Annotated in this window: 19 protein-coding genes; 7 read left to right on the top strand and 12 right to left on the bottom strand. The window is 56.0% G+C overall.

Annotated elements, in window-relative coordinates; translation table 11 throughout:
- Positions 1-58 precede the first annotated feature (58 nt).
- Complete coding sequence (locus tag WG622_RS05945) at positions 59-553, top strand: DUF2478 domain-containing protein (RefSeq protein ID WP_339402755.1); 495 nt, start codon at positions 59-61, stop codon at positions 551-553.
- On the opposite strand, the gene WG622_RS05950 is transcribed toward WG622_RS05945, so the two are convergent.
- From WG622_RS05950 to WG622_RS05960, 3 genes are read right to left on the bottom strand one after another with little or no spacing between them, the layout of a single operon-like run.
- Entirely contained in the window at positions 550-1341 is a 792-nt protein-coding gene (locus tag WG622_RS05950) for an iron chelate uptake ABC transporter family permease subunit (RefSeq protein ID WP_339403003.1), read from the bottom strand. The two genes, WG622_RS05945 and WG622_RS05950, sit on opposite strands and share 4 nt — an antisense overlap.
- Positions 1334-2089: a metal ABC transporter ATP-binding protein gene (locus tag WG622_RS05955; protein WP_339402756.1), complete on the bottom strand. Its 756-nt coding sequence runs from the start codon at positions 2087-2089 to the stop codon at positions 1334-1336. Before WG622_RS05955 ends, WG622_RS05950 begins: the two co-directional genes overlap by 8 nt.
- Entirely contained in the window at positions 2086-2559 is a 474-nt protein-coding gene (locus tag WG622_RS05960) for a Fur family transcriptional regulator (RefSeq protein WP_339402757.1), read from the bottom strand. Before WG622_RS05960 ends, WG622_RS05955 begins: the two co-directional genes overlap by 4 nt.
- An 87-nt stretch (positions 2560-2646) precedes the next feature.
- Here WG622_RS05960 and WG622_RS05965 point away from each other — a divergent pair, with 87 nt between their 5' ends.
- Positions 2647-3768 carry a zinc ABC transporter substrate-binding protein gene (locus tag WG622_RS05965; protein ID WP_339402758.1) on the top strand — a complete coding sequence of 374 codons (1122 nt, stop codon included), beginning with the start codon at positions 2647-2649 and terminating at the stop codon, positions 3766-3768.
- A gap of 96 nt (positions 3769-3864) precedes the next feature.
- Here the strand turns inward: WG622_RS05965 and WG622_RS05970 are convergent, their stop codons facing one another.
- The gene (locus WG622_RS05970; protein ID WP_339402759.1) at positions 3865-5526 is read right to left on the bottom strand and encodes an ABC transporter substrate-binding protein; all 1662 of its coding nucleotides are present in this window, start codon (positions 5524-5526) and stop codon (positions 3865-3867) included.
- Positions 5527-6220: 694 nt separating this feature from the next.
- Here WG622_RS05970 and WG622_RS05975 point away from each other — a divergent pair.
- From WG622_RS05975 to WG622_RS05990, 4 genes are all read left to right on the top strand, one after another.
- Positions 6221-7288, top strand: coding sequence for a glycosyltransferase family 2 protein (locus WG622_RS05975; protein ID WP_339402760.1), 1068 nt, complete (start codon positions 6221-6223; stop codon positions 7286-7288).
- A gap of 3 nt (positions 7289-7291) precedes the next feature.
- Positions 7292-9502 carry a glycosyltransferase family 2 protein gene (locus WG622_RS05980; RefSeq protein WP_339402761.1) on the top strand — a complete coding sequence of 737 codons (2211 nt, stop codon included), beginning with the start codon at positions 7292-7294 and terminating at the stop codon, positions 9500-9502.
- Positions 9503-9565: 63 nt separating this feature from the next.
- On the top strand, positions 9566-10564 hold the full coding sequence (locus WG622_RS05985) for a glycosyltransferase family 32 protein (protein ID WP_339402762.1): 999 nt from the start codon (positions 9566-9568) through the stop codon (positions 10562-10564).
- A complete protein-coding gene (locus WG622_RS05990; protein ID WP_339402763.1) occupies positions 10561-12198 on the top strand; it encodes an SAM-dependent methyltransferase in 1638 nt (545 codons plus the stop codon). The genes WG622_RS05985 and WG622_RS05990 overlap by 4 nt, the downstream gene beginning before the upstream one ends.
- Here the strand turns inward: WG622_RS05990 and WG622_RS05995 are convergent.
- From WG622_RS05995 to WG622_RS06010, 4 genes are all read right to left on the bottom strand, one after another.
- Complete coding sequence (locus tag WG622_RS05995; RefSeq protein ID WP_339402764.1) at positions 12195-13214, bottom strand: LacI family DNA-binding transcriptional regulator; 1020 nt, start codon at positions 13212-13214, stop codon at positions 12195-12197. The genes WG622_RS05990 and WG622_RS05995 overlap by 4 nt on opposite strands.
- A 90-nt stretch (positions 13215-13304) precedes the next feature.
- Complete coding sequence (locus WG622_RS06000; RefSeq protein ID WP_339402765.1) at positions 13305-15713, bottom strand: calcium-binding protein; 2409 nt, start codon at positions 15711-15713, stop codon at positions 13305-13307.
- Positions 15714-15811: 98 nt separating this feature from the next.
- Complete coding sequence (glf, locus tag WG622_RS06005; protein WP_339402766.1) at positions 15812-16978, bottom strand: UDP-galactopyranose mutase; 1167 nt, start codon at positions 16976-16978, stop codon at positions 15812-15814.
- Positions 16975-17799 carry a sulfotransferase gene (locus WG622_RS06010; protein ID WP_339402767.1) on the bottom strand — a complete coding sequence of 275 codons (825 nt, stop codon included), beginning with the start codon at positions 17797-17799 and terminating at the stop codon, positions 16975-16977. Before WG622_RS06010 ends, glf begins: the two co-directional genes overlap by 4 nt.
- 88 nt (positions 17800-17887) lie before the next feature.
- On the opposite strand from WG622_RS06010, the gene WG622_RS06015 reads away from it, so the two are divergent.
- Positions 17888-20479 (top strand): non-ribosomal peptide synthetase, encoded by a 2592-nt coding sequence (locus WG622_RS06015; protein ID WP_339402768.1) that lies wholly within the window; start codon positions 17888-17890, stop codon positions 20477-20479.
- Here WG622_RS06015 and WG622_RS06020 read toward each other — a convergent pair.
- From WG622_RS06020 to WG622_RS06035, 4 genes are all read right to left on the bottom strand, one after another.
- The gene (locus WG622_RS06020; RefSeq protein ID WP_339402769.1) at positions 20459-21478 is read right to left on the bottom strand and encodes a hypothetical protein; all 1020 of its coding nucleotides are present in this window, start codon (positions 21476-21478) and stop codon (positions 20459-20461) included. The genes WG622_RS06015 and WG622_RS06020 overlap by 21 nt on opposite strands.
- A 3-nt stretch (positions 21479-21481) precedes the next feature.
- Positions 21482-22666, bottom strand: a complete 1185-nt coding sequence (locus WG622_RS06025; RefSeq protein WP_339402770.1) for a hypothetical protein — start codon at positions 22664-22666, stop codon at positions 21482-21484.
- Positions 22663-24339 (bottom strand): glycosyltransferase family 2 protein, encoded by a 1677-nt coding sequence (locus WG622_RS06030; RefSeq protein ID WP_339402771.1) that lies wholly within the window; start codon positions 24337-24339, stop codon positions 22663-22665. The genes WG622_RS06025 and WG622_RS06030 overlap by 4 nt, the downstream gene beginning before the upstream one ends.
- A 175-nt stretch (positions 24340-24514) precedes the next feature.
- Entirely contained in the window at positions 24515-25807 is a 1293-nt protein-coding gene (locus tag WG622_RS06035) for a KpsE/RkpR family capsule polysaccharide export protein (protein WP_339402772.1), read from the bottom strand.
- Positions 25808-25860 lie beyond the last annotated feature (53 nt).

Raw genomic sequence — 25860 nt, forward strand, 5'->3', positions numbered from 1 at the left:
CCATGGAAATTGCCACTGTGCCCCCCTAAATAAGGGGCACACAGCAAGGACGCGGCCAATGAAAATCGCATTCACCATGACCGAAGGCAAAGGGGACCTGGATCAGGTTCTGCACGCTTTTGCGACAGCCCAAGAGGCCAAAGGCACCAAGGTATGCGGTGTCGTGCAGGTGAACACAGATCGCGAAGACTGTGCCATGTGTGACATGGACGTCATGGTGATGCCCCAGGGGCCCACCATTCGCATCTCCCAGAATCTGGGCAAAGACTCGCGCGGATGTCGCTTGGACGTCGATGCTTTGGAAAAGGCCGTGGTCGAGGTCGAAGCGCAGATTTCCGAGGATGCGGACCTTTTGGTCATCAACAAATTCGGCAAACACGAGGCAGGAGGACGCGGGTTCCGCAATGTGATCGGTCAAGCGATCGAGCTGGGCGTGCCTGTGGTTTGCGGCGTGAACGGCATGAACCGTCAGGCCTTTGAAGAGTTCTGTGGCGGCGAGGCTCAGTTTATTGAGGCTGACCCACAGGCGCTCGAGGCGTGGTTCACCGCCTAGGCGACGCGGAACCGTCCCAAAATATTGCTCACCAAAAACAAACCCGCAGCCACGCAAACAATGCTGGGGCCAGCAGGCGTGTCATAAAGATAACTCGCGCGAAGGCCCAGCACGGCTGACAGGGCTCCGATAACACCCGCTATCAATGCCATGCTTTCTGGATTGCGCGCCAAGGGGCGTGCGGCAGCGGCTGGGATGATAAGCATAGCCACGATCAACAAGACTCCGACGACTTTGATCGCGACCGCCACGACAATGGCAAGGCTGATTGTAAGGACGAGTTCTTCGCGCTTTGGGTTAATGCCGCTCGCGCTGGCCAGACCCGTATTGAGCGTTGCGGTCAAAAGGGCCGACCATCGCCAGAACATGATCGCAATGACCAAGGCAACACCAAGCCAGATCACGGCCAAGTCAGTCTGCCCAACAGCCAGAATGTCCCCAAAGAGGTAAGCCATAAGGTCGAGCCTAACTCCGCTCAGAAAAGACACTGCCACCAGTCCCGAAGCCAGTGCAGCGTGCGCAACGACTCCCAACAGCGTGTCCATGGAATACCCACGGCCAGAAAGCGACGTGACCGTAAGGGCCATCACCAATGCGACGGCGAGAGCCCCAACAATGACCGACAAATTCAAAGCCAATGCGAGCGCGATGCCAAGGATGGTCGCCTGGCTTGTCGCGTCTCCGAAATAAGCCATTCTGCGCCACACAATAAAGCATCCCAAGGGCGCTGCACCAATCGCTACGCCGATGCCTGCCAGAGTCGCCCGCACGAGGAAATCATCAAACATGGGCGTGATCCTCGGCGTGGTCGTGATCACGGTCATGTTGGTGGTGATCATGATCGTGGTCATGGCGATAAAGCGCCAAGGCCCCTTGCGTGCCAGACCCAAACAATGCCCGATATTCCGGTGCCGAGGCCACCACGTCAGGAGACCCGTGGCAGCACACGTGCCCATTCAAACAAATCACGCGGTCTGATGCGCTCATCACAACATGCAATTCGTGCGAGACCATCAGGACGGCGGTGCCTGACTCTTGCCGGATGTCTTCGATCAGCCGATAAAACGCCGCCGAACCAGGTTGGTCTAGGCCGGTTGTCGGCTCATCCAAAATCAAAAGATCGGGCTTTTCGAGCAACGCGCGCGCCAAAAGAGTGCGCTGGAACTGCCCGCCCGACAGAGTGAACATCTGTTTGTCCAGAAGGTTCTCGGCCGCAACCCGCGCCATAGCTGCTTCGATCTCGGCTTTAGGTTTCCGATTGGGCAGCGATAGGAACCGCCGGACAGTAATGGGCAATGTCGGGTCGATATGCAGGCTTTGCGGCACATAGCCAATGCGCAACCCCGGCGCGCGTGTCAGAGAGCCCTCTGTGGGCTCAATCGCGCCAATGATCGCGCGCATCAGCGTCGACTTGCCCGATCCGTTCGGGCCGACAACAGTCACGATCTCGCCTTTGGAAATGGAAAAGTCGACCCGACGCAGGGCGGTGGTACCGCCCATCTGGATGGTCATCCCATCGGTCATCACAAGTGTCATGAAGGGTCCTGACAGGTCGGGCACAGGCCCTCGGCCTCGACCACAACGGCCTCAACCTCAAACCCCAGATCCTGCGCGGCGCTCGAAATCTCAGAGCTTGGGCTGCCGTCCATTTCGACGACTTTGGTGCAGCTCCGGCAAATCATGAAGGCCGGATCGTGGTCAGAGCCGGGATGGTCGCAAGCCACAAAGGCATTCAGCTTTTCGATCTTATGCACGAAACCATGGGTGCCAAGGAAATCCAACGCGCGATAGACCACGGGCGGCTGACTGCCCATACCTTCTTTGGCGAGGATTTCGAGGATGTCATACGCCCCCATCGCCTTGTGCTCGGACAATAGAATTTCAAACACGCGCTGGCGCACCGGCGTGAATTTCAGCCCATTCTTTTCGCAATAAGAAAGCGCCGCCTCCATACCATCAGAGACGCAACGGGCATGATCATGTGCTTGAAAACCGGGACTAGTCATAGGGACTCCGACTGAATCTAAGGCTTGATATACTATAACAATTTAGATAGGCAACCCCTCAACGTTATACCATAACATGAGAAACCTATGAAGATTCGTGCATTTTCCGCTCTGATGCTCACAACAACGGCCGCCTATGCTGACGTGCCAAATGTTGTTACCGATATCCCCGCAGTTCATTCTCTTGTTTCGCAAGTGATGGGTGATCTGGGATCCCCTAAGCTACTGATGAAACAGGGCAGTTCCCCTCATGGCTATTCCATGCGTCCTTCCGAGGCCCGCGCGCTGCAAGAAGCTGACATGGTGGTTTGGATTGGTGAAGATCTGACACCTTGGCTTGAGTCTTCGATTGAAAATCTTGCACCAGAGGCTGAGTCGCTTGAGCTGCTTCATGCGCATGGCACAGAGGTTCTGAACTTCCGCGAAACGCCGATTTTCGCTGGAGACGAGCACGACGAGCACCATGAAGATCACGACGATCATGATGAGCACAAAGGCGAGCATCATGACGATCACGATGATCACGAAGAGCATGCCGATGAGGGACATGGCCACGATGATCACAAAGATGAACATCACGACGACCATGATGACCATGACGATCACAAGGACGAGCATGGGCATGATGATCACGACGAAGAGGGTCATGACGAGCACGCCGAAGAAGGTCATCACGACGAGCACGGCCATGACCACGACGGCGCAGACCCTCATGCGTGGCTGAACCCGCACAACGCGGCCACTTGGGTTGGCGAGATCGCGGAACACCTGTCGGAACTAGATCCAGAAAACGCGGCCACCTACGAAGCAAACGCAGCTGCAGCTGCCGAAGAACTTGAAGCGCTGGAAGGCGCTCTGGCAGCGCAACTTGCGCCATACAGCGGCGCGAAGTTCATCGTTTTCCACGACGCCTATCAGTATTTCGAAGAGGCCACTGGTCTGAAAGCAACAGGCGCGCTGCAGGTGTCGGACGCAACGCCTCCAAGCGCTGCGCGTTTGACCGAGATCCAAGCCGAGATCCAAGAACACAACATCACTTGCGTTTTCTCAGAGCCTCAGTTCAGCGATGCGCTGGTGAAATCTGTGACCAACGGTCAAGTTTCTGCGACCGTAATCGATCCGCTGGGTGTTGGACTTGATCTGGGTGCGGGCCTTTACACCGAGCTGTTGCAAAATATCGCGGACTCGATCGAAGGCTGCATCAAATAAGAGTGCGTCAGGCGGCCTCCTCTCCCACATCGGGAGGCCACCCAACAAAAAAGGGTCGCCCGAAGGCGACCCTTTCTTTTTGTCTTTCCGACAGGCTTAGGTCCAGTGAACCTGAGCTGGGCGGAATTCGAAGGTGATGTGGTGGCCAGCGCCTTCCAGACCTTCTTTCGCGTGGTTGTAGAGCGAACGCCAGTATGGCTGGATGGTGACGCCTTCCTCGCGGATGATCTCTTCACCTTTCGCCATCAGAGCACGACGCGCTTCCACGTCAGCAGTTGCCAGAGCTTCTGCCAGGATGCCGTCAAACTCGGCATTGGACCAGCCGAACTCGTTCCATGCTTCGCCAGAGCGATAGGCCAGACCCCAGATCTGAACACCGAGAGGACGGTGGTTCCAGTTGGTGGAGGAGAATGGATACTTCGCCCAGTCGTTCCAGAAAGTGGAACCAGGCAGAACGGTCCGCTTGACCTTGATGCCCGCGTCGCGCAGCTGAGCCGCAACAGCGTCGGTGGTGTTTTTACGCCATGCATCGTCGATGGAGAGCAGTTCGTGCTCGTAGTCGCCCATGCCCGCTTCTTTCATCAGAGCAAGCGCGCCCGCTGGGTCGTGCTTTGGTGCGCCGATGTCAGCAAATTCTGGGTGCGCTGGACCAACGTGGTGGTTTTGCGCTGGAATACCGCGGCTGCCGTAACCCAGTTCTAGAAGAACGTTGTTGTCGACTGCCATCGCCAGAGCCTGACGTACACGCTTGTCCGCGTAAGGCTGCTTGCCATCAACTTCTGCAAGCTGGTTTGGACGGATAACGATTGTCGCCATGGTGACAACTTCGTTCGTGTTCCAGCCGTCCAGAGACGAGATCAGATCGATGAAGTCGCCATCAACAGAGTAGTTAACGTCGTATTCATCTGCTTCTGCTGCTGCAACCCAAGCTGCTGGGTCGGTGCCGTAGTCGACATACTCGAAACGATCGATCCATGCGCCGTTGCCAGCGTTCCACCAGGTGTGGTTCTCGTTGCGCACCAGAACCGCCTTCACGCCAACTTCCAGAGACTCTGGCAGGTAAGGGCCAGTGCCGATTGGGTTGGTCAGCATGTCCGCGTCGTTGTGGCTGCTGTGAACGATCGCCGCTGGATAGTCTGCCATACCCGGGATGATCGAGATGTCAGAGTTTGGCAGGTTCAGCTGAACAGTGTGGCTGTCTACAACAACGATTGCACCGTCGATGGCTTTGCCAGTGTCAGCGTCGATCAGAGACGCCATACGGCCCGCCATGGAGTTACCTTCAACGGACTTGTCACACCAGCCAGTGATGTTGCGCGCTACGTCTTCTGCGGTGAAGTCGTCGCCGTTGTTCCACTTAACGCCTTTACGTACGTTCAGAGTGTAGGTCTTCGCGTCAGAAGACACTTCCCAGCTTTCCAGCAGGGTTGGGGTGAAGGTACCGTCGTTCTCATAGGACACGAGATACTCGAGCCAACCACGAGAGAAGTTCGCGATCTGGGACCAGTCATAAGTGCGTGGGTCTTTCAGCGCGCGCACTTCAGTCTGAAGGCGAACGGTGCCGCCCATTTTCGCGTGGCCAGCCGCTTGGGCAGGAGCCGCCATGCCAAGCATGGAGTATGCGGTCGCCGCGGTCGCGCCGAATGCAGAAGCAATTGCGAGGAACTCGCGACGAGATACTTCGTCGTTACCCACTTTCTTGGCAGAATCGACAATCTCTTTTGGCAGAGGCTTGCCGGTACGTGTCAGAAATTCCATTTATAGTCTCCCTGTGTGCGGGGCGTTTTTGCCCCTATGGTTCTAGTTTTGACCAAAAACCGCCTTGCGGCGATTCAAGTTCTTTTGATCACTAAGAGGTCGCCTTTTGACCTCTAATGATCACGACCGGACCCGAAACACGTTGGTTTCAACCGGCCAAATTCGTAGGTCACCGCAGTGGGCGAAGCCCACAGCTAAAACGCCCTACTCGCTGTCCAAAGACCTGAGCGTTGCGTTCATTTTTCAGTCGATTTCCCCCCACAGACGCCGACTTGTGATGACGTGCGCCTTCACCTTCACGCGCAACCGCATGAATTGCAACACTAAAATGAGTCAGCGCAAACACGGAAAGGGAGAGTCGACAGACAGACTTTAAGTTAGCCGCCAGAGTCAGCACAGGATCAAAGAGGTCCGTTGACCAATTTGAACGCGTGGCTTGTTGGTGCGGCGCGGCGTTAAAGTCCATATGAAAATGTCCACCGGAGACCGGCGTTTCCTCTGGTCGAAAAACGACATTTTGATTTCATTTACCGCCAAGGACGCCTGCAAAAGCAAAAATACCGGGAAAATTTTGGCACGTGACCTACGAAAAGTGATGTTTTTCGAGAATCTCTAGGGCGTGGAAATCGGTCTCATATGGCTTTTTGCGTCAAGGCTGTTAGACTCTGAAAAAAGCAAATCAGAGCAGCAGAAATTGCGAATTCTATGTGTCACAACGGTACGGGACGAAGGACCCTACCTGCTTGAATGGATCGCCCATCACAGGGCGGCCGGGGTCACCGATTTCCTTATCTACGCCAATGATTGCAGCGACGGGACCATCGAGCTTTTGAAGGCTCTGCAACAGGCCGGCATTGTGCGCCTAGTTGAGCACAAACTCGAGAAGGGGAACTCGATCCAATGGCAAGCCCTCAAGGCTGCCTGGGCGCATCCTTTGACCAGCAAGGCCGATTGGGTTCTGGTCAGCGACGTCGACGAGTTCCTGAACATCAAAACAGGCAACCGCACCATACCCGCCCTGATCAACGCGATTTCACCAGAGGCCGATGGGATTGTGATGCAATGGCGCTTGTTTGGGCACAATGGCCATGTGGGAATACGAGATCGCTTGGTGACCGAGGCCTATACACGCGCCATCCCGGAAACTGCGACGTATCCCATCTCGGCCAGTCTGTGTAAGACCCTGTTTAAGCCGAATGGCCCCTTTCGAACCTATGGCGTGCATCGCCCACAGCAGAAACCTCTGGCGAAAGCCCGCCGCCCGATTTTTGTGGACGGGTCCGGCACGTTCATCGATCAGGACTTTGCGATGGACGAAAAACGGATTTCGTTTTTCGGTCACGAACCCGCGCGCAACTTGGTTGAGGTCAATCACTATGCGGTCAAATCCGTCGCTGCCTTCCTTTTGAAACGCGAGCGCGGTTTGCCCAACAGAAAGAAGCCGATCGACCTAGCATATTGGGTAGATCGCAACTTCAACACGGTCGAAGAAACATCGATCTCGGCGATGTCGGGCGCTACGAAGAAAGTTCTCGAAGAGCTCTTGTTCATGCCCGGTGTCAAAAAGCTGCATGATGATTGTGTGAAATGCCATCAAGAACGGTTCAGTCAGCTTGTGCTTCAACCAGAGACGCACAGTCTTATGACCAAATTGATCACAGCAGGTAGCAGCGAGGTGCCTCCGCCTCGCCTGCAACGGCGATTGGTGGACTGGTACCATCTGGCTCAGCGCACCCAAAAGGTCTCTGTCGAGAGCACCTGACCTATGGCAGACGTCCCCTCAACCCTTCGGTTTGAACACCACGCGATCACGCATCAGCGGATCGGGGACGAGGTGATCCTGGACGCCGTGGAAACGGAAGAAGAGGCGCTGGTCTATGGAGTTGGCAGCCTGACGCCAGCGCGTCTTAGTGCCGTGCAACCCGAAGTCAGAGCCATTGGTGCGCATCAGATCCTCAGCTTTGCCGCGTCCGAGGCCCGACCAGACGTCACCCTTTCGCACCATCAGCGTGACCTGTTCGAAAACCTGCATGCTGTGCTGGCCTTTCGCAACGGGCAGTCGGTCGAGGTAACTCTCGATTGGTTGCGATGGAATTTGGATCGTCATGGTCTAAACGCAGCCTTAATTGTAGATCGTACTGACCCAAGCGACGGAGGCGATTTTGCCCAGGCTTTGCGATCAGCCGCGAGCGCCCTACCCGGCCTTAAGGCGCTCGCCGTCATACAGTTTGATATTCCCCTCGGAAATCCAGACTTACCCGCGGAATCCCACCCCTTCTGCGCGCCAGATGCTCCGGGCAAGGATCGCATGGTGGTTCCAGACCCAGATCCGTGGCGCTCCCCGCTTGGGCAGTTGAACGTCGTCGAACATCTCCGTTGGCGGTTTTTGAATGACGCCAAGTCGGTTACTCTGCTGGACCCAAGCGATCTGCTTGAACCCACCGAAGACGACACGCTTATTGACCTGTTAGACCGTACCACAGGCGGCACGCTCCTTCTAAGTGGCACCCCGGCTTACCCCTGGCGTGTGCGCAACGGGCGCGAGGCGCAGTTCTCGGATCATATCTGCACGCAGTTTGACAGCAGCCAGAAAATCACACGTTGGAGCCTGATCCCTTCCAAAACCCCCAAAACACGCCTTTGGCGTCCGTTCTTCATGCCGGGCGCGGCTTTGGGCACGACCGCGCCCTTGCCCTTCTATCGGTATATGGCGCTAAGGCACGATGCGGGATCGATCTCAAAGATCGTGCCCAAGACGTCGCTAGTGGAAGCCCCTGATCTTATGCTGCGCGCAACAACGTATTGGGGCGGAAAGCCCGTGCCAATCCCGGCACAGCACGCGAAACCCACGGCCAAGATCCCGAACTCCGTCGCCATCGTGACCTGTATGAAAAACGAAGGTCCATTTATCCTGGAATGGCTGGCCTATCATCGGGTCATCGGGGTCGAAAACTTCCTCGTTTACACAAACGACTGCACCGACGGCACTGATACCTTCCTTGATCTGTTGCAAGCCAAGGGCTTGGTCCAACATCGCGACAATCCCTTTCGCGAGAGCGGCCTCAAGCCGCAACACGCAGCGCTTCATGCGGCCGACGATGAGCCCATGATGCAAAGGTCGGACTGGCTGGTCTGTATGGATGTGGACGAGTTTATCAATGTGAAAGTGGGTGACGGCCGCTTGTCAGACCTCTTCGCCGCTGTGCCCGACGCCAATATGATCGCGATGACATGGCGGCTGTTTGGCAACTCGGATCAACATGCATTTCGTGACGCCCCGCTGATTGGCGATTTCACCCGATGTGCAGCCGAGATGACCCGCAAACCCCATCAGGCCTGGGGGTTCAAAACGCTCTATCGCAACCTTGGGATCTTTAAAAAGCTGGGCGTGCACCGACCCAAGGGGCTGAAACCCCAGCTTTGGGAGCAGATCAATTGGGTCAACGGGTCTGGCAAACCCATGCCGAAATCCAACTTCCGCAACGCCTGGAGATCGACCAAAGCCACAGTCGGCTATGATCTGGTCAGCTTGAACCACTATGCCGTACGCTCGGCCGAGAGTTTTCTGGTGAAACGAGATCGAGGCCGTGTGAACCACGTCGACCGCGATCAGGGCCTCGCCTATTGGTTTCGCATGAACCACAACATAGTCGAGGACACCTCGATCACGCGCATGTTGCCAGCGCTACAGGCAGAGATGAACAGGCTTTTGGCCGACCCTGAAATCGCCAAGATGCACAGCGCCTGCGTTGACGCACACCGCGCCAAAATCGACGAACTCAAGGCAACCCCCAACTACGCCGCATTCTACGAAACTCTGACCAGCGAGCGCATGCAGCGCTTGTCGCGCAAGCTTCAGCACTTTGGGGCAAATGTGTTTCTGGCGGGTCCTGACGTGGTGCCAGACGACATCGCTTTTAACGACCACCCAGATGGGTTCTTTTTTACGGTCGAGAAACAAGCGACCCAACATTGAGGCAATTCCCCTTGGACACGCGCGCAGATTACTGTTTCCATAGAAGAAACAAACGGAGAGCAGATGGCTGACCTGCCAAAAATCGCGAGCCTTTGGATCGGAGGGGATCTGTCGTGGCTGGAACAACTGTGCCTGAAGTCCTTTGCGGACGCCGGTCATCAGATCACGCTCTACAGCTATGCGCCGATCAGCAATCTGCCAGAGGGGGTTTTGGCAGGGGACGCAAACGAGATCTATCCCGGCGAACCGATGCTGCGCCACGCGATCACCGGCAGCCCCGCGATCCACGCCGATCTATGGCGGCTGAATATGCTGCAAAAGACGGATCAAATCTGGGTGGATTGTGATGTCTATTGCCGTCGCCCGTTTGATTTTGACGGCCATCATGTCTTTGGATGGGAAAAGCCGGGGCTCGTGTGCAACGCGGTGCTGGGCCTGCCGAAAGACAGCAAAACGCTTTCGGGCCTTTTAAAGTTCTTTGAGGATCCCTACGCCATAGGCCCTTGGCTGAAACCGCATCAGATCGAGGAGTTGGAGTACGAACAGAACGCGGGCCGCCCTGTTCACATGACCGAACAGGAATGGGGCTTTACAGGCCCCGGCGCGGTGTCCTGGTTTTTGAAGGACACGGGCGAAATTGAACATGCGCAGGACAAGGACGTCTTCTTCCCTGTTTCGTTCAAAGACCGAAACCACCTCATCCTGAGCCGTTTCAACATAGAAGACGAAATAACCGAGAACACTCGGGCCATTCACCTATGGGCGCGGCGGCTCAAGCCAAGACTGCGGGTCAATGAAGACAACAAACCCCGGCGCGGCAGTTTTCTGGATCAGATGCTGAAACATCACGGGATCGACCACAAAGAGGCGCCAATTCCGGCCAAAGTCTCGAAATTCTCGGGCGGTTCGGACGATCCGCGGTTCCGAGCGATGATCGCAATCGAAGCCCTGCGCGGCGATGAATCCATCGCGCAGCTTGCGAAAAACAACAATGTCGAACCCTCAGACGTGCGCGCTTGGCGCACGTTCCTTGTCCAAAAAGCTGTGAAGCTCTTTCAATGACGGAAACCCTGTCTCCACGCAAAGCCCGCGCCGATTGGCGGCAGAACCTCGCGAAAATGGGCGAGGAAAAAGGGTTCTTTCGCGCCTTGGGGCATGAACATAGCGCGCTCTTTGTCGAGGGCGGTGACACGCTGATCGTGACGTTTGAAAACCTCGACCACGTCTATGAACGCACCGAAGATCGCCTGCCTTGGGGCTATGGGTTTGTGACCAAACGTGGCTGGTCCATGCTGGGCCTGATGGCGCATGACTGGACATGGTATCGCGACGAGGCGGTCTATGATTTCTTTGACGAGCTGCGGGACACCGGTTTCTTTAACCGCTTTAAGAAAGTGGTGTTCTATGGGGCCTCAATGGGGGCCTATGCGGCGGCAGCCTTCAGCGCGGCGGCCCCAGGTGCGACAGTCATTTTGATCTCGCCTCAGGCCACGCTGGACCGCGAGAAGGCGAGCTGGGAGTACCGCTATCTGAAAGCGTGGCGGCGCAATTTCAAAGATCGCTACGGCTATGCGCCGGATTATGTGACGGCCGCCGAGAACGCCTATGTGTTCTATGACCCGCGCATGCCGCAGGATGCGATGCACGCGACGCTGTTTGACAGTCCGAACATCACGAAATTTCCATGCCGCTTCCTAGGGCACCGCATGGCTTCGCTCTGGGTGCAGATGGGCGTTCTGACCCCGATCATAGAGGGCTGCGTTGCGGGAACCCTGACCCGACCCGAGTTCTATAAAATGATGCGCGCGCGTCATCAGTCGACGCGCTATCAACGCGAATTGCTGGATGCCGTTCTGGAAAAGAACCGCCCGCGTCTGACGGTGCGGTTGTGTGAATATATCTTGTCCAAACGCGGAGGTCCGAAATTCCGCACAGCCCTGAAAGAGGCGCAAAAACAGCTGCCATCGCCCAAACGCATTCGCGTGGTAAAGGGCATGAATTTTGACGCCTTTGACGCGCAGGATCATCTGAATATCATCCTACAGCGCAGTGAAATCTTGCATGACGTCAAATCGGCTGGTCGCAAGGTCAAGGCTTGGACAGAGGGCGATGCGACCGCATTAGAAGAGGTTGTGCGGGAAAAAAACACCCAACTTCCTGCGCGTGCCTATGGGCAGATCAACGACGAATTCGCCGAGTTGCTGAAATCCCTGAACGGCTTTCACCCAGACCGGTTGGCAGACATTGGGTGTGGGTACGGTTTCTTTAGTTTTGCGGCGGCAAAGCATTTTGACTGCGACGTCGAATTGATCGACGTCGAAACGTCCGAAAACCGCCATTTCGGGTTTGAAGAGGTCGGTGCGGCCTATTCAAACCTGCAAAAGGCCGCACGGTTCCTAAATGACAACGGGATCGCGCAGCAAAAAATCCGAACGACCAATCCAATGAAGGCTGACTTAAACGCCATCCAGCCAGTCGACATGATCGTCAGCCTTTTGGCGTGCGGCTTCCATTTCCCCATTGATAGCTACATGCCGTTTTTCGAGGAAAAACTCGTGGATGGCGGGCGTTTGATCCTGGATCTGCGGAACAGCCAAGCGTCTAACCAGATCATACAGCTGTCCGCGCTTGGAACGGTCGAAATCCTGTCCAAACAGAACAACCGTCAGCGGATCATGCTGACGCGCCGCGTTTAACGGCGCTTCAGCGTATCTCCGAAGGCGATTTTTGGGGTGAGTTCCACGACACTTTCGATGTCTTCGCCAGCCACGCGTGCCGCGATGATCTGCGCCGCGTGTCGCCCGGATTCCCGACGGCAGGCATCCATACTCGCCAGCTTGCGCGGCAGGCCTTGCAGCAATTCAACCCCGTTAAAGCCCGCCAGCCCGATCTGACCGGGGATATCGATGCCTTGCTCGAGCAGATACAGCATCCCGCCCGCGCCAATCATATCGTTGGAAAAATACAGGAAATCGAGCTCTGGCGTGCGCTCCAGCATCGCTTGAGTCATCTCGCGGCCTTTCAGCAGGGCAGAACCGCCAGAGTAAAACTCTTGATCCATGATCTCGACGCCGCTTTTGGCGAGCGCTTCGGTAAAGCCCTCAAACCGTTTCCGCGCGCGGTGATCTAGCGGCATCTTGGTGCCCAGAAAGCCGATGTTCGTATAGCCCGCCTTCAAGATCGCCTTGGCCATCTCGCGCCCGGCGCGGCGGTGCGAAATGCCGACCATGGCATCCACTGGCTTGCCGTCCACGTCCATGATCTCGACCACTGGAATGCCCGCATTGCGCAACATCGCCTTGGCCGCATCGGTATGCTCCAGCCCTGCAATGATGACCCCGGATGGCCGCCACGAGAGCATCTCATACAGAACTTTCTCTTCTTTTTCAGGGAGATAGTCCGTCACACCCACAACCGGTTGCAGGTCTGTAGTTTCCAGAACTTCGCTGATGCCGCCAAGGACTTCAGGGAACACCATGTTTGACAAAGACGGAATAATCACCGCCACAAGGTTCACGCGCTGACTGGCCAGAGCGCCCGCGATCTTGTTGGGCACATAGCCCAGTTCCTTCGCGGCTTTCAGCACCCGTTCGCGCGTCGCCGCCGAGACATCGCCTCGGTTGCGCAATACGCGGCTCACTGTCATTTCAGAAACACCCGACGCCTCAGATACGTCTCGTAGGGTCAAAGAGCGGTTTTCATCATTCGCCACGGGGCACCACCTTGTAGTTTTGCCTCATGTTAGCGGTCACCGTGCCCAGCGCAAGCGCTCTTGGCACAAAAATAACGGGGCGTATGGTCGCTAGATCAGGAAATCCGAGCCGTCCATGTCCGAAAGCGAGGTATCTGTCAGCCAGATCTCGCCCAATCCTGTGTTGATGAGCACATCCGCACCTTGCTGAGACATCTCAAGGTTCGCGACCCTTTTGATGCCTCCTTCGCCGAGATACCTCAGATCAATCACGTCCTCTCCTTGCGTGAAATCCGTGATCCGGTCGCTGCCGTGGTAGCGTTTGAACATAAAGCGATCCTCGCCTGCATCACCTTGATAGATGTCATTGCCCGTGCCGCCATCCAGCCGATCCTCTCCGGCCCCGCCGTAAAGCTGATCCGCCCCCGCTCCGCCTTTCAGCTTATCATTGCCATCGCCGCCATAGAGCGTGTCATTGCCGATCTTCCCCTTCAGCTTGTCATCCAAGTCCCCTCCATCCAGGGAATCGTCTCCGATGCCGCCTTTCAGCGTATCGACCCCGTCATTGCCGAAAAGCGTGTCATTGCCATCATTGCCCTTTAGCAAATCCGCGCCCGCGCCGCCGTAAATCAGATCCGTGCCCGCACTGCCACGCAACTCGTCGTGGCCCGCCCCGCCCGAGATCTCATCCGCGCCAGTGCCGCCGACCACAAAGTCATCGCCATCCGCGCCCCAGATCTGGTCGTCCTCGTCACCGCCCAGAATACGGTCATCGCCCTGTTCCCCATAGAGCCGGTCTGCACCTGCCCCGCCACTCAGCAGATCATCGGAGAAACCCCCGAAAAGCGTGTCGGCCCCAAGCCCGCCGTCCAGACTGTCCAGGCCATCTCCGCCCAAGATCCGGTCGTCTCCGTCTTGACCGTTGATCGTGTCATCGCCCGACTGCCCTTGAATGTCGTCGGCTGCCGCCGTGCCCGACAAAACATCCGCTTCGCCACTGCCATAGAGCACGCCGTCCGGCGTCACATCCCCCAGATCCACGCGATCCACAGAGTGAAACCCGTCCCAAAACACATCCTCACGCTCTAGCCTTTGCCCATCGGCCGAAGACAACCTCAGGACCGTATCCTGATACGTCAGAATTGCGCCGCTCGAGGTGCTCGAAAACCCCAGCTGCCCGCTGTTGCGCAGGCCAGAAAACATCGTCAGATCCAGGCGATCTTCGCCGCTGGTGAAATCGGAGATCCTGACGTCTCCGTCCACTTGATGCACAACGAAAGTGTCGCGGCCTGCACCGCCGGTCAGCGCGTCGCCTGCGCTTTGGCTGACCAGCATGTCATCGCCCGCGCCACCGGAAATTTCGGTGGCCGCCGCGCGCCCAACCAAAAGATCTCCGGCACCAGACTCCGCGACGGCGCTCGACGTTGCAGTTTCGCTGACGCCGATGTCATCCAACGGGACGGTGAACTGAGCAACGCCGCCGGTCACCTGCGAGCTGGCAAAGATATGCAAAGCCCCAGCCTCGGCGGCGACTTCGAGGGCCGCGATATTGTCCAGACCAAACCCCGTTTCGTGTACGAGTGTGGTCTGATGCACAAGCCGCCCCTCAGGCAGCAGGCGAAAGATGCTGACGCCATCATCTTGGCCCGCCGCCACGATGAACTGATGGTCTCCGATCGCGATTTCTTTGACCGCAGAGACGCCTTGGAAACGGGTGTGCGAGGTATCCGTGATCTGATCAAAGAACCTAAGATCGCCCCCTTCCGACACCGACAACAGGGACAAGGAATTGCTGCCCGCAGAGGCCATGACGGCCCATGTGCCTCCATGGGCTTCAAAACTGACAAGCTCGGTTGGTGTGGAGGTGGACAAGCCGTCTGCTTGCCCAAAGCTATCCCCCACCCTGAGCGCTCCAGAGATAGGATCCACCACATAGGTTTCGATCTGTCCCGGATTTCCTTCGGCCACCACCAGCACCGTTGAGTCAGAAAAGCGCGCGGCTTCCACAAGGGCAGAGCGAGTGTGCGACGGGGTCAAAGCCCCTGAAATCGACACAGCCGGCGCGCCATCGCTTTCAAAGCGCCATCCTGCCAATCTGCCCTCGGATGTGATCGCATAAAGCGCAGATCCACCGTCTGACAGCCCCACATGCGCCACACTGCGTAAGCCTGCGCCGCCGTCGCTCGGCAAGTCCGTCACTTCCAAAGTCGAGATCGTACCGTCCGCAGCAACCCGATAGCGCTGCATATCGCTGCCCAATGTGCCGCCAAGCACGAAGCCATCCGCATCCACAGTCACCTCTGTCTCGCGGCCTGTCAGAAGGGTTGCGTCCTGATGCATCCGGTTGTCTTCAAACACCAACCCACTGCTGTTGATTTCAAAACTCGCAAGCCCCCCATTGACCCCGTTCACCGCCACCAAATAGCTGCCGCCCGCCGTTTCCACGACGGTCAAATCGCGGATATCAATGTCGTACGGGCTGTCCCCGCTGGTGGTGAGACCCTGAAACTCTGGCCGCATCGCGCGTTATCCTCTTCTGTGAGGATAAAAGCCTCGCGCGGGCGGTGGGTGCTATGTCAGGCATGGCTAGGGCGAAATTTGGACGCGTAGCTAAAATTCTAACGAGCTGGCGACGCTAAAGGAGAGGATGTGAAAACCGCAGGTTTCCTCCCGAGGGCCTTCGCGGCAAGAAATTCCTTTGCAACTTTTCGGGCCTCGGCAATGGCGACATCCATATCCAGATATCGATATGTGCCAAGCCGACCCAGAAAACTCACGCTTTTCAGAGCCTTTGCACGCGCAACATACTGCCGGAGCAAAGACTCATCTGACACAGGTCTCAACGGGTAGAACGGAATATCCCCAGGCGCGGCGTCGCTCGCAAATTCTTTTGAATAGATGGTGTGCTTGTGACTTTCCCACGGCGCAAAATGTTTGTGTTCTGCGATGCGCGTGTACGGCACATCGGCGTCGCCATAGTTCATAACCGCACACCCCTGAAAATCGCCCTGCGCCCTGTGGTGTTCAAATCTTAGAGTGCGATATGGCAGTGCTCCCTGATCGCACCCAAAAAACGCATCTATCGCGCCGGTGTAAAAAACATGCTCATAGCCTGCCACGTCGCTGTTTTCGAAACGGGTGTTTAGCTCGTAGGATATGTCGTCATGATCCAGCATCGCCGCCACCATGGCTGTATACCCATTGCGCGGCATGGCCTGAATTTCGTGACTAAAGTAGCGATCGTCATAGCAAAACCTGACTGGCAGTCGCGTGAACACAGACGCGGGCACAGTCTTGGGATCACGTCCCCATTGTTTCGCCGTGTAATGTTTGAAAAAGGCCTCATATAGATCTGGCCCTAAAATCCTAAGTGCTCGGCTCTCAAATGATGTTGCCGGCTCGGTACCTACATGGCGGCGCCCGGCCAAAGCCTTACGGGCGGCTTCTGGCCCCCAGGTTTCGTGAAAGAACTGATTGAGCGTGTGCAGATTGATCGGCAACCCATAGATGCGCCCCTGAACCGTCGTTTTGACACGGTGCTCAAACCGCTCAAACTCCGCAAACCTTTGCACAAATGCCCAGACATCCTGATTGTTCGTGTGGAAGATATGGGGGCCATATTTGTGTAGAAGGATGCCCGTTTGATCATCCCGCTCGGTGTGACAATTCCCAGCAACATGGCTCCTTTGATCTATCACATCCACCGGTTGCCCAGCCTCGGCAAGGCAGCGCGCCAAGGTCGCACCAGACAGCCCCGCGCCAACGACCAAAACGCGGCGGATCATGGGCTGGAGTCCAAACGATAGCCGTAGCGTTTTGCAAAGGGGAAGCATATCTCGGTCGCCAAGGCCCGCACTTGCGCGGCCTCTGGGTCCTTCCACGCGGTCGCCTCTGCAATCCGAACAGATGTCGCCCGCGCTTTAAGCACCGCTTCGTTGGCAGGGGCAAACAGATGCTGATCCTGCCAGGAAATACGTGCCACGCTCGGGCTTTCGAAGGTCGAAGCATCCGGGGCCACACCGGCCCAAGTGTGGATCATAGCTACGCTGGACACCGCATCGCGTACAAAGTCCTCGTATCGCAGCGGCAGGAACTTTGCGCGCGCGCGCGCTCCCATTTGCTCTATTCGTTTTTGCCGTCCAACCCAGTTGTGACATCGCTTCCTCAACAGGTCGGAACTGCCCAGAACCTTCGACCAGCTGACCGCGACCGCGCGAGGGTCTCGGATCAAATTCAGGCAATAAAGATTCACCTCCGGTGCAGCTTGCAAGGCACGACACAGGTCAACGGATTTTGAGCTGTCCACGCAAACCGTAGCGCCTGTATTTGCGAAGGCCGAGAGATAGGCATTGACGATTGTTTTTTGAGGCAAAAGACCCAAACGGCGGGACTCTTTAGGCTGTTGATCAAGAACGGGGCCCCAGATGGTGCAAGAAGCCAAACCCTCGCCACAGCTACAAATCGCATTGTTTGACCGCGCGAGGAACACATCCCTGATCTGTCCAAAATTCGCGATCTGGGGGTGTTGGGACAAGAGCAAAGACAACAAAGTCGAACCGGATCGCCCGGATCCCGCAATATATATGACTTTGGGCGCTGTCGACATTTTCAGGCCTTGCTATCTAAAACTCTTAGAAAATTTATAATTTGTTGTTGGTTTCCAAATACTAAAGATCCCGCAAATAGGAGGCGGGATGTCGGAACACCAATCCATTGGCGTTGGCGGGGCAGCAAGATTGAGCGCTCTGCTGGGGAAGTCCTTCGAAAGACACGCCAGGCGGCCCGCTTTATCGGCTGGCGACGTTTGCTTAAGCTACGCGGACCTTTGGCAACATGCCGCATCGATTGCACAGACGCTGCAAGGCTCGGTCAAACCCGTCGCATTGATCGGAACGCGCAGTTGGCAAGACTATGCCGCCGTGCTCGCTATTTTCCTGTCGGGCCGCACTTATGTGCCGCTCAATGCCAATGAGTCTCTCTCCAATTTGGAGTCGTTCCTGCGCTTGTCGGGCACCTCGACTGTTTTATGCAGTCGTGAAATACCGCTATTCGCATCTTTGCAGAGGGCTGGTTTCAACGCCGTCTTGCTAGAACAAACCAGTACGCCAACGACCGTGCCGCCGCCCGCAACCAGCCCCTACGCCTACATCGTGGCAACCTCAGGCAGCAGCGGACCGCCCAAGGCTGTCCCGATCTCCCACAGGAACCTCCTAGCCTACCTCAATGCCGCAACAAACGCGCTGGACATCAGCCCAGCGGATCGTGTCTCTCAGATTTTTGACCTGTGCTTCGACCTGTCACTGCACGATGTCTTGGTTTCCTGGCTCTGCGGCGCGCATCTTTGCGTTGCTCAACAGCAAGACGGGATGGACCTTAAGAGCTTTGCCACACGACATCGGCTGACGGTTTGGTTTTCCACACCCTCTCACGCGCGAAAGGCCCTTTTGCGCAGCGAGACCACGGGTCCCCTCGATCATTTGCGCTTATCCATGTTTTGCGGCGAGCCGCTCACTTGGGGCCTTGCCGCGAAATGGGCGCAGCAGGCCAATGGCCAATTGGAAAACTGGTACGGCCCCTCCGAGGCCACAATCGCCTGTACACGTTATGTTTTGCAACCATCGCCAAACAAAACCAGCGGCATGGTTCCGATTGGCACAAGCTTTGGCAGCCTACGCCATGCCATAAGCAATACCGGAGAACTCTATCTCGGCGGGCCGCAAGTATTTGACGGCTACCTTGGCCTGCGCAGGCGCGGCCGCACTCTTTTTGCTACAGGTGACATAGTTTCACGCGATCCGTCTGGGCTTCTGCGGTTCAAACGCCGCAAGGGGACGCAGATAAAGCTGAATGGTCGGTTCGTTGATCCGCGTGACATCGAAGCACAAATCGCGAGTGCCAGCGGATTGGAGGTTGCGGTTTTGCCTTGGCCGCATGGGTCCTTAGTGCCAGAGAGCTTGGTTGCAGCAGTCGCCCAAGACGGTCCACTTTCTGGGGGGAAAGTGGATCTGCTGCGCAAAGCAGTTCCACAGGAATCGAGTCTGCGCGTTGTGCCAGTCTCGGAGTTGCCTCTGACAGCAGCGGGGAAACGCGACGATCGCGCATTGGCGCAACTCGTAAACCAAGCGTTGCAACGCCAAACCCGCAGACCCGTCAAACGCATTGACCGTCTCATCGCCTTGGCTCAAGAAGCGAACCCTTCGTTGGCAGCAACCGACCTTGATAGCGCTCGGAATTTGATGGAGGCCGGGTTGGATTCGCTGGCGTTCACCAGTTTCGTAGCTCGGCTCGAGGCAGCTTTTAAAATCAACCTTTCGCAATCAGATGTCGCGCAGCTTTCGCAGATGACCCTGCGCCAGATCCTTCTGTTCCTTCGTAAGCTTATGGCAAAAGACCGCGTAGACGCAGTTGAGCCGCCTCCAACATTGAACTTCGGGCAAAGGCGCCCCCCCCATTATCGCGCCTTGCGTGCAGTGGATTTTCTCGAAAAATTTCCTGCGTTTCTGGAACAAGCAGGGCCACGATTGCTTCCCTTCATCGGATCGTCAGGGTTTATGCGCGCACTGGATTGCGACACGATTGACCAAACCCTTAACGAGGCAGGCATTGACGTCAGATCCGCCAATATCGGTATGGCCATGCTCAGTAATGCTGGCATCTGCGAATTTTGCGCACATGTCGCGTCGCTTGCGCGGCAGCTTGGCATAGGCTTACCACTCGCCGTACTCGAGATGGAACTCCTCCAACTTTCAGTGCTACCCCCAGCCGGAGATATCGAAGTCCTAAGCGCTTTTAAGGCGGGTCACTATCAGGGTTTCGCGTCAAAGCGCAGCGATCCTGACACAGGTTGGGACACCAGCCTTAGCGGCAGCTTGCGCGAACACCAGGGACCCTGGCGGCCACGCGACGCGCCTGCGGTCTGGGAAAGCAAGCGCCATGCGGAAATTCGAGACATCTATTCAGGCAACGTTCCTTTGGATCCGAACGCCGTGAAAATCTGGTTTGAGGCAATCAAGCATCTGCTTTCCGTAAGCCCGCACGTCGCTGTCGTTCTGCATCCTTTGGATGGGTATACTTCAGGGTTACTCGAGGGACGTGGGCATCTCGCGACTTTGACAGAACGCTTAAAGAAAACGCCAAATGTTGTCGTGATCCGGGACGATCAATTCTCACTGAAAACAAGGCAGTTTCGCAATTTCTCACATCTCAACGCGCGCGCTGGCCGGCAGAGCTTTTCGACGCAACTGGCCCAACACCTTGCCTCCTTGTTAGAACAAGGACGATCTTAGAGTTTTGATCGCTCTGCGTTGATAGGCACATGGTTCACGCGACCAATCCTTCAATACAGATGTCACCATCTCATCAAACCACGAGATATCGGATGCTTCCAGTTCATACCTCGAAGCAGAAACTGGGCTGGTGAGCGAGCGCTCGAGCGCCTCTTTCAAAAAGGTATCTTCAAAGAACAGTTGGTCCATTTTTCGTGCATCCTGAAAATACCGTCGCTGAAACGACAAGGAGTCCATCCTCGACAGCATCACCTTTGCGCCCTCTGCGGCGATCCGGCTTTTCCGAAGGTGCAAACAGATCAAACGATTTATCGCAGAGGGTATCGGCATTGAAATGCCAACTGCCTTTGCGAGTTTTGGGACGCGTTGCATAAGCTCGATTTGGGGCTGCGTCATCGAGACATTGGGCCGCAAAGTAAAGCCGGGAGGCGGCGTGTTTGGGAGTGCCGTGCGAAAGAAATCCTCCACGATATCGCAGTTTGGTGAGTAGGGTCTTAGCGTGAAATCATCGCCAAAACAGTCCTGCCACGCCTTGAATCGCGGCGCGTAGTCCAATCGATGCGTCTGCCGAATTTTCGCGGCGTAGTCGCCTATTGTCCCAACATTTTGCCCGAATTTCACCCGTTCCGAATACATCGCCGTCAGTTTGGACAGATGCGGCCGGCAATAGGCGATGACAGAAACGGGCAACAATCTTGAAGGACCATACTCCTTTAGCGCGTGGACCAAGGATTCCGGCCGCACCGATTGAAAGAGTTCCGCTGACAGAACTGCAATTGACGCGTCCATTTTTTCAATTTGTCGCCAAAGCTCCTCAAATCTGGGTCGCGCCAAGTGCTTAAAGCGGGGATGAGACAAGGCGCGCGCCAGATGATTGTGATTCAGCGACGTTCCTGGATAGGCCCACACAAAATTGGGGGGATGATAGCGTAGGACGGTTTGCAGGGCGGTCGAGCCCGCTTTGCTGTCGCCAATGTGAACAACGATCCTATCAACCACGCCCTAGCCTTCTGCGCGCAAACCAAACAGAAGCGACCGGATGTCCGCGGGCGTTTCCTCGGTCAAGTCATCGCAAAGCCTGTCCAGCCCGGTCGCGCGTGCCTCGGTTTCCGGGATCGGTCGTTGCTTGGCACTGTTTCTGTCAGGTGAAAAAAAACCGTCCTGACGACGCAGTTTGCCCAGAGCTCGATCAATGTCTGAAAATCGCCAGATGATTTCCTTACGCTGAATAGGCCCAAACATCTCAATGTCTTTGGCCGGTGGCAATCCAAGTGTCGGGGTTTTTGCCACGAGAATTTTTCTTAACCGACGTGCACTTGTGGCCGGCAACGCAACAACACCACGCCTTAGAATCTCGTGTAGCGCCGGGTGCAACGACACGTTCATGCGCCCTGTGCCCGCAGCCGCACCGGACGGCAGACCAGAATGTGTCAGAAAGTCTTGGGTGCTGCCTCCGGACCTTAAAACTTCGTCATAGGACCTTAGAACAAGTTGCGCGTCGGGGAAGGCTTCCTGCCAACCATGCAAAACTTTGCGGTAGTCGAAGTGGATTGTATCAAAATACTCAACAGCACCACCGGACTGAAGAGACTGCAGTTTGTGCCCAAACTTAAGCCGCTGACCATGCCAAGCGACGAGGTAGTCGTCAATTTGGCGAAAGGCTGCGTAAAGCGTCACATTCCGAGCAGGAAACAGATGTGCAAGATCTGCGGCGAAACCGGGAGCCTCTGCGCCAAAGTTCGCAAAAACCTCGGAAACCAGAACAACAGTATGAGGCCGGATCTTCGCCATTTGTTGACCAACCGCATGCCGCATCTGTGCAAGATCTGGCAGGTTCCTGTGAAACTCTGGCACCCTGCGGGCACCTGCCTCTGCAAGCATTGCAAAAGCTAAAGCGTTGTGAGGCTCTCGCACGTTCAATGGCAATTGGGGCGGCGGAACATCCCATAGGTTTTGCGCCACAAGATGCGCAGCTCCTTCGAAGTCAACGTAGGGATACAGGATCCCCTGTTCCGCATAAGACAACATATTGCGCGCGAAATAGTCCTGCAGGCTGGTTGATCCAACTTTGTGATGACCCAAAAAGATGATCAGATGTTCAAGTGCCTCTGGAGCCCGAGATTTGGTCGGGCGGTTGGACTGAAAAACCGGGGTCTCCGGCGATTTGCGGCGAGAGAAAAAACTCATGCGGGCACCTCTTCTCCGGCGAAAGTTCGCCTCCAAAATGTTGATGAGGTGAGGTCAGAATAGCTGCTTTGATATCGCTGCCTGAGGCCACGGTATTTGATCAGTAACCGCAGCGCCAAAACGATGAAAGCTAAGCCAATCGAGGCCGCCTGCAGTTTACTATGCTTCAGGTGGTAGGCCAGTGGTTGGGTGTCGTGCAGTACCGTCACAGTACTTGCGCCCCAGGTCAGATCGAGGTTCCGGCGGTCTCGCGCATTGACCGTAGCGTGCCGACCAAAGAGCCGAAATCCCGGTATCCAAAGCCCATTCCCCAGTAAAACCCAAAACGCCCCTAGCCGCGATCTGTGTCGGCGCGTGGGCTGTGACGGCACATAGGGACGCCATGCCTCGGCGTGCCCAATCTGATCTATCTGAGACAAGCTCGCCTGCATGTTGGCATTTCGCGCGAAGAACTCCGGCCCCCTAATCACGTCCTTCAACCCCAGCAACACCGCCCGCGCCGAACCGTAGTGCATACGCAAGACTGTCTGACCCAGAAAAAACACCACGATCTTAAGAACAGACAGAACGGAGATCTGCAGATGTGCGTGACTGAGATGGTGAACCAGATGACTGCGAATGTCGAAGTACCAAGATCGGGGGCTCTCCTTTGCGGTAAACCCCTCTTGATAGGCAGCAACCCCATTGAGGCGATGAATTTTGAAAGGGTTTGACAGACTAAAACTCACATCGTCGCCCCTGAGGAAAAAAGGATAGGGCAAGTGGCGCACCGCCTCTGTAGGAAAGGCAAAGAACCACCATCCGGCATAGAGGTTGCATGCCAAAGGCCCAGAAACCGTTCCTTCCATCTCAACCGCTTGATCAAGCGATGTAAGGTCCGTTCCGCCGTGATGGGGATGGCAGAATTGATAGAACGTCGCGCCATTTTCCCAGATCACACTTCGGTTTTTCGAGGCAATCATGGCACCGCAAATTGCTGTATTGGGCGCCGCGGCGTACCCAAGATATGCGAGACTGCGAAACAGACTTTCCCGATGCAGATCAGCGTCATCATCCATAAAAACACAGTGGCTTACCCGCGCCTCTTGGGCGGCCATAAGACCTTTGGCAAAACCGCCAGACCCACCGTAATTTTTGCTGGCGATCACGGTTACGCCATCCTGCTTCAGACCGGCCACGCTGCCGCCGTTGTCGACAACCGCAACACGCAGAGCATGAGGAGATTGAGCACGCCACGCCACCAGCTTCGCGACCAACCTTGCAATCTGATCCTCTCGTTCAAAGGTCGGAATGACAATCATTGCGTCCACCTCAGTCTGGGGCGCTTGATCGGTTTTCCATTCCAAATCACGCAATATGCCATCGCAACTGAGGCATTTGATCGAGACGGTTAACACCCCTTTGAGCTTTCCCAAGTTGAGCAAGTCACTCAGGGGCAAGGTGTCCACCCGCTCGATATCGAGGCTTTCTTGAAACAGCGTCTCTTTTGATCGACCGCGCTGACTATTGTGAATGGTCACTTCAAATCGACCATGCCCAGTCAGGCACAGGAAAACCTCGCCGATCAAACTCTTTTTCCACCGGTCGAGGTTGAATAGGTTGAACCAAGTCTCAAATCTAAGTTCTCCACCCTGTTGAAAAGAGAACTCTTGTTGCGACAAAGAAAAAGCCACAGCGCCGCACCTTCGAAAGAAGACTTCTTCTGAGGGCGCCAGCCCAGGTTCTGGTAGCGCCAATCCCTGTAAGCGAAACAGCTGAGTTTTGGAGTGTCGTGGCGTGGGCAAAGGAAAACAGACTCCTGTCAGCACCGGCAAAACCGGGCGTGTTTTTCCAAGACCCTTGTCTGATTTAACGGCGACCTCTTACGGAAAGGTGAATCAAAGAGAAAATTGCAAATGCCAGCCCACCCATCATAGCCGCCAGTGCCGCCGTACTTGCAGGCTTTGGAAACTCTGACGTTTCGGCGACAGTTGGCTTTAGATAGATCGCGAGGTAGCGGGATTTTTTCGCGGCATCAGCCTGAGCTTGAGACAGCGCGGAAAGTGCAGAGGTGTACCGCAGTTGTGCAAACTCCAGATCCGTGTACAAGGCCTCGTAGGTGCTGACAAGTTCCGGAAAACTTTTGCCATCCTCAGGCGTTTCTCCTGAAAAACTCAACCGTTCAGCGGCAAGACGCTGGCGAATGACGTTTACCCGATCCTGCAACTTGCGGAACCGCGGGTCCTGCGCATCTGTCGTCTGAGCCATTTCGTCCAAATCGATCAAAGCTCCAGCCAACTGGTGCTGCAAAGACGTCAGGACGCCCATGCGACTTTCGATCTCGATCGCAGGGTCGACGATCCCGTTCGCCACACGAAAGATTTGCACCTGATCTATTGCGGCACGCCAAGTCTGATTGGCCTTATCCAAAGCCTCTTGCGCGAAACCAACCGCATCCGCAAAGGCCGCTGTATTGATGTCGTTCACCTTGGCGCCGCAGGCTTTTAGCACCTCATCAAGAACCGCTGCCGCCCAAACAGGATCTGTCGCGCGCAAGCGCATTTCGATCAAACCGGTAGATCGATCATAGGCCACCTCCAGCACCCGCATCCAGAATCGATGCATTTGCTCCAATGAGGCAGCGAGCTGTAATTGTAGTACCGGATCTGAGGCCCAATCTGCGCTGAAGTGCGACCGAAGATTCAGTTTCCTGTCCAGATGCGCGACCAATTCTTGGCTGTGCAAATAGGAAAATAGGATGTCATTCTCACTCGCCTGCGTTCCCATTCCAAAGCCGAACCCGCCCGTGAGAAGTTCTGCGCCATTAGGAACATCTGCAGCACGGGTGGTGAAACCCGCATAAGAGAAATACTGCGGAACGGCGGCAACGCTTAGATAGGTATAAACCGCAAGCGGCATGAGCAGCGTCAAAATCCCAGCGAGCGCAGGCATCCAAAGAGAGCGGCCAGCCTGCATGCGTTGACCTTTGTCCCGCCGCGTGATTTTGCCCAGCCGACGGCGCAACAAAAGCACTTCTTCTTGCACCGAAAGAGGCGCGTCATAGACATCGGTTCTGCCGACTTCGCGCAGGGGTGGAAAGGCTTCATCCCGTTCGAATGAACTCTCGGAAAGCTGCGTAGAAAGATCTTTTCGAGGCTGCATCGCGGCGACTGGATCCCGTTCGGCTTTAATTTACTCAAAGCCATTAGGCTTGC

This window comes from Cognatishimia coralii, assembly GCF_037478305.1.
Lineage (GTDB): Bacteria > Pseudomonadota > Alphaproteobacteria > Rhodobacterales > Rhodobacteraceae > Cognatishimia > Cognatishimia coralii.

What these genes read in the sequence shown, in the direction of transcription:
- WG622_RS06015 (WP_339402768.1), top strand. Translation starts at nt 17,888, where the DNA reads ATGTCGGAACACCAATCCATTGGCGTTGGCGGGGCAGCAAGATTGAGC.
- WG622_RS05965 (WP_339402758.1), top strand. Translation starts at nt 2,647, where the DNA reads ATGAAGATTCGTGCATTTTCCGCTCTGATGCTCACAACAACGGCCGCC.
- WG622_RS05985 (WP_339402762.1), top strand. Translation starts at nt 9,566, where the DNA reads ATGGCTGACCTGCCAAAAATCGCGAGCCTTTGGATCGGAGGGGATCTG.
- WG622_RS06010 (WP_339402767.1), bottom strand. Translation starts at nt 17,799, where the DNA reads ATGTCGACAGCGCCCAAAGTCATATATATTGCGGGATCCGGGCGATCC.
- glf (WP_339402766.1), bottom strand. Translation starts at nt 16,978, where the DNA reads ATGATCCGCCGCGTTTTGGTCGTTGGCGCGGGGCTGTCTGGTGCGACC.
- WG622_RS06035 (WP_339402772.1), bottom strand. Translation starts at nt 25,807, where the DNA reads ATGCAGCCTCGAAAAGATCTTTCTACGCAGCTTTCCGAGAGTTCATTC.
- WG622_RS05970 (WP_339402759.1), bottom strand. Translation starts at nt 5,526, where the DNA reads ATGGAATTTCTGACACGTACCGGCAAGCCTCTGCCAAAAGAGATTGTC.
- WG622_RS05960 (WP_339402757.1), bottom strand. Translation starts at nt 2,559, where the DNA reads ATGACTAGTCCCGGTTTTCAAGCACATGATCATGCCCGTTGCGTCTCT.
- WG622_RS05945 (WP_339402755.1), top strand. Translation starts at nt 59, where the DNA reads ATGAAAATCGCATTCACCATGACCGAAGGCAAAGGGGACCTGGATCAG.
- WG622_RS05955 (WP_339402756.1), bottom strand. Translation starts at nt 2,089, where the DNA reads ATGACACTTGTGATGACCGATGGGATGACCATCCAGATGGGCGGTACC.
- WG622_RS06000 (WP_339402765.1), bottom strand. Translation starts at nt 15,713, where the DNA reads ATGCGGCCAGAGTTTCAGGGTCTCACCACCAGCGGGGACAGCCCGTAC.
- WG622_RS06025 (WP_339402770.1), bottom strand. Translation starts at nt 22,666, where the DNA reads ATGAGTTTTTTCTCTCGCCGCAAATCGCCGGAGACCCCGGTTTTTCAG.
- WG622_RS05990 (WP_339402763.1), top strand. Translation starts at nt 10,561, where the DNA reads ATGACGGAAACCCTGTCTCCACGCAAAGCCCGCGCCGATTGGCGGCAG.
- WG622_RS05950 (WP_339403003.1), bottom strand. Translation starts at nt 1,341, where the DNA reads ATGTTTGATGATTTCCTCGTGCGGGCGACTCTGGCAGGCATCGGCGTA.
- WG622_RS05980 (WP_339402761.1), top strand. Translation starts at nt 7,292, where the DNA reads ATGGCAGACGTCCCCTCAACCCTTCGGTTTGAACACCACGCGATCACG.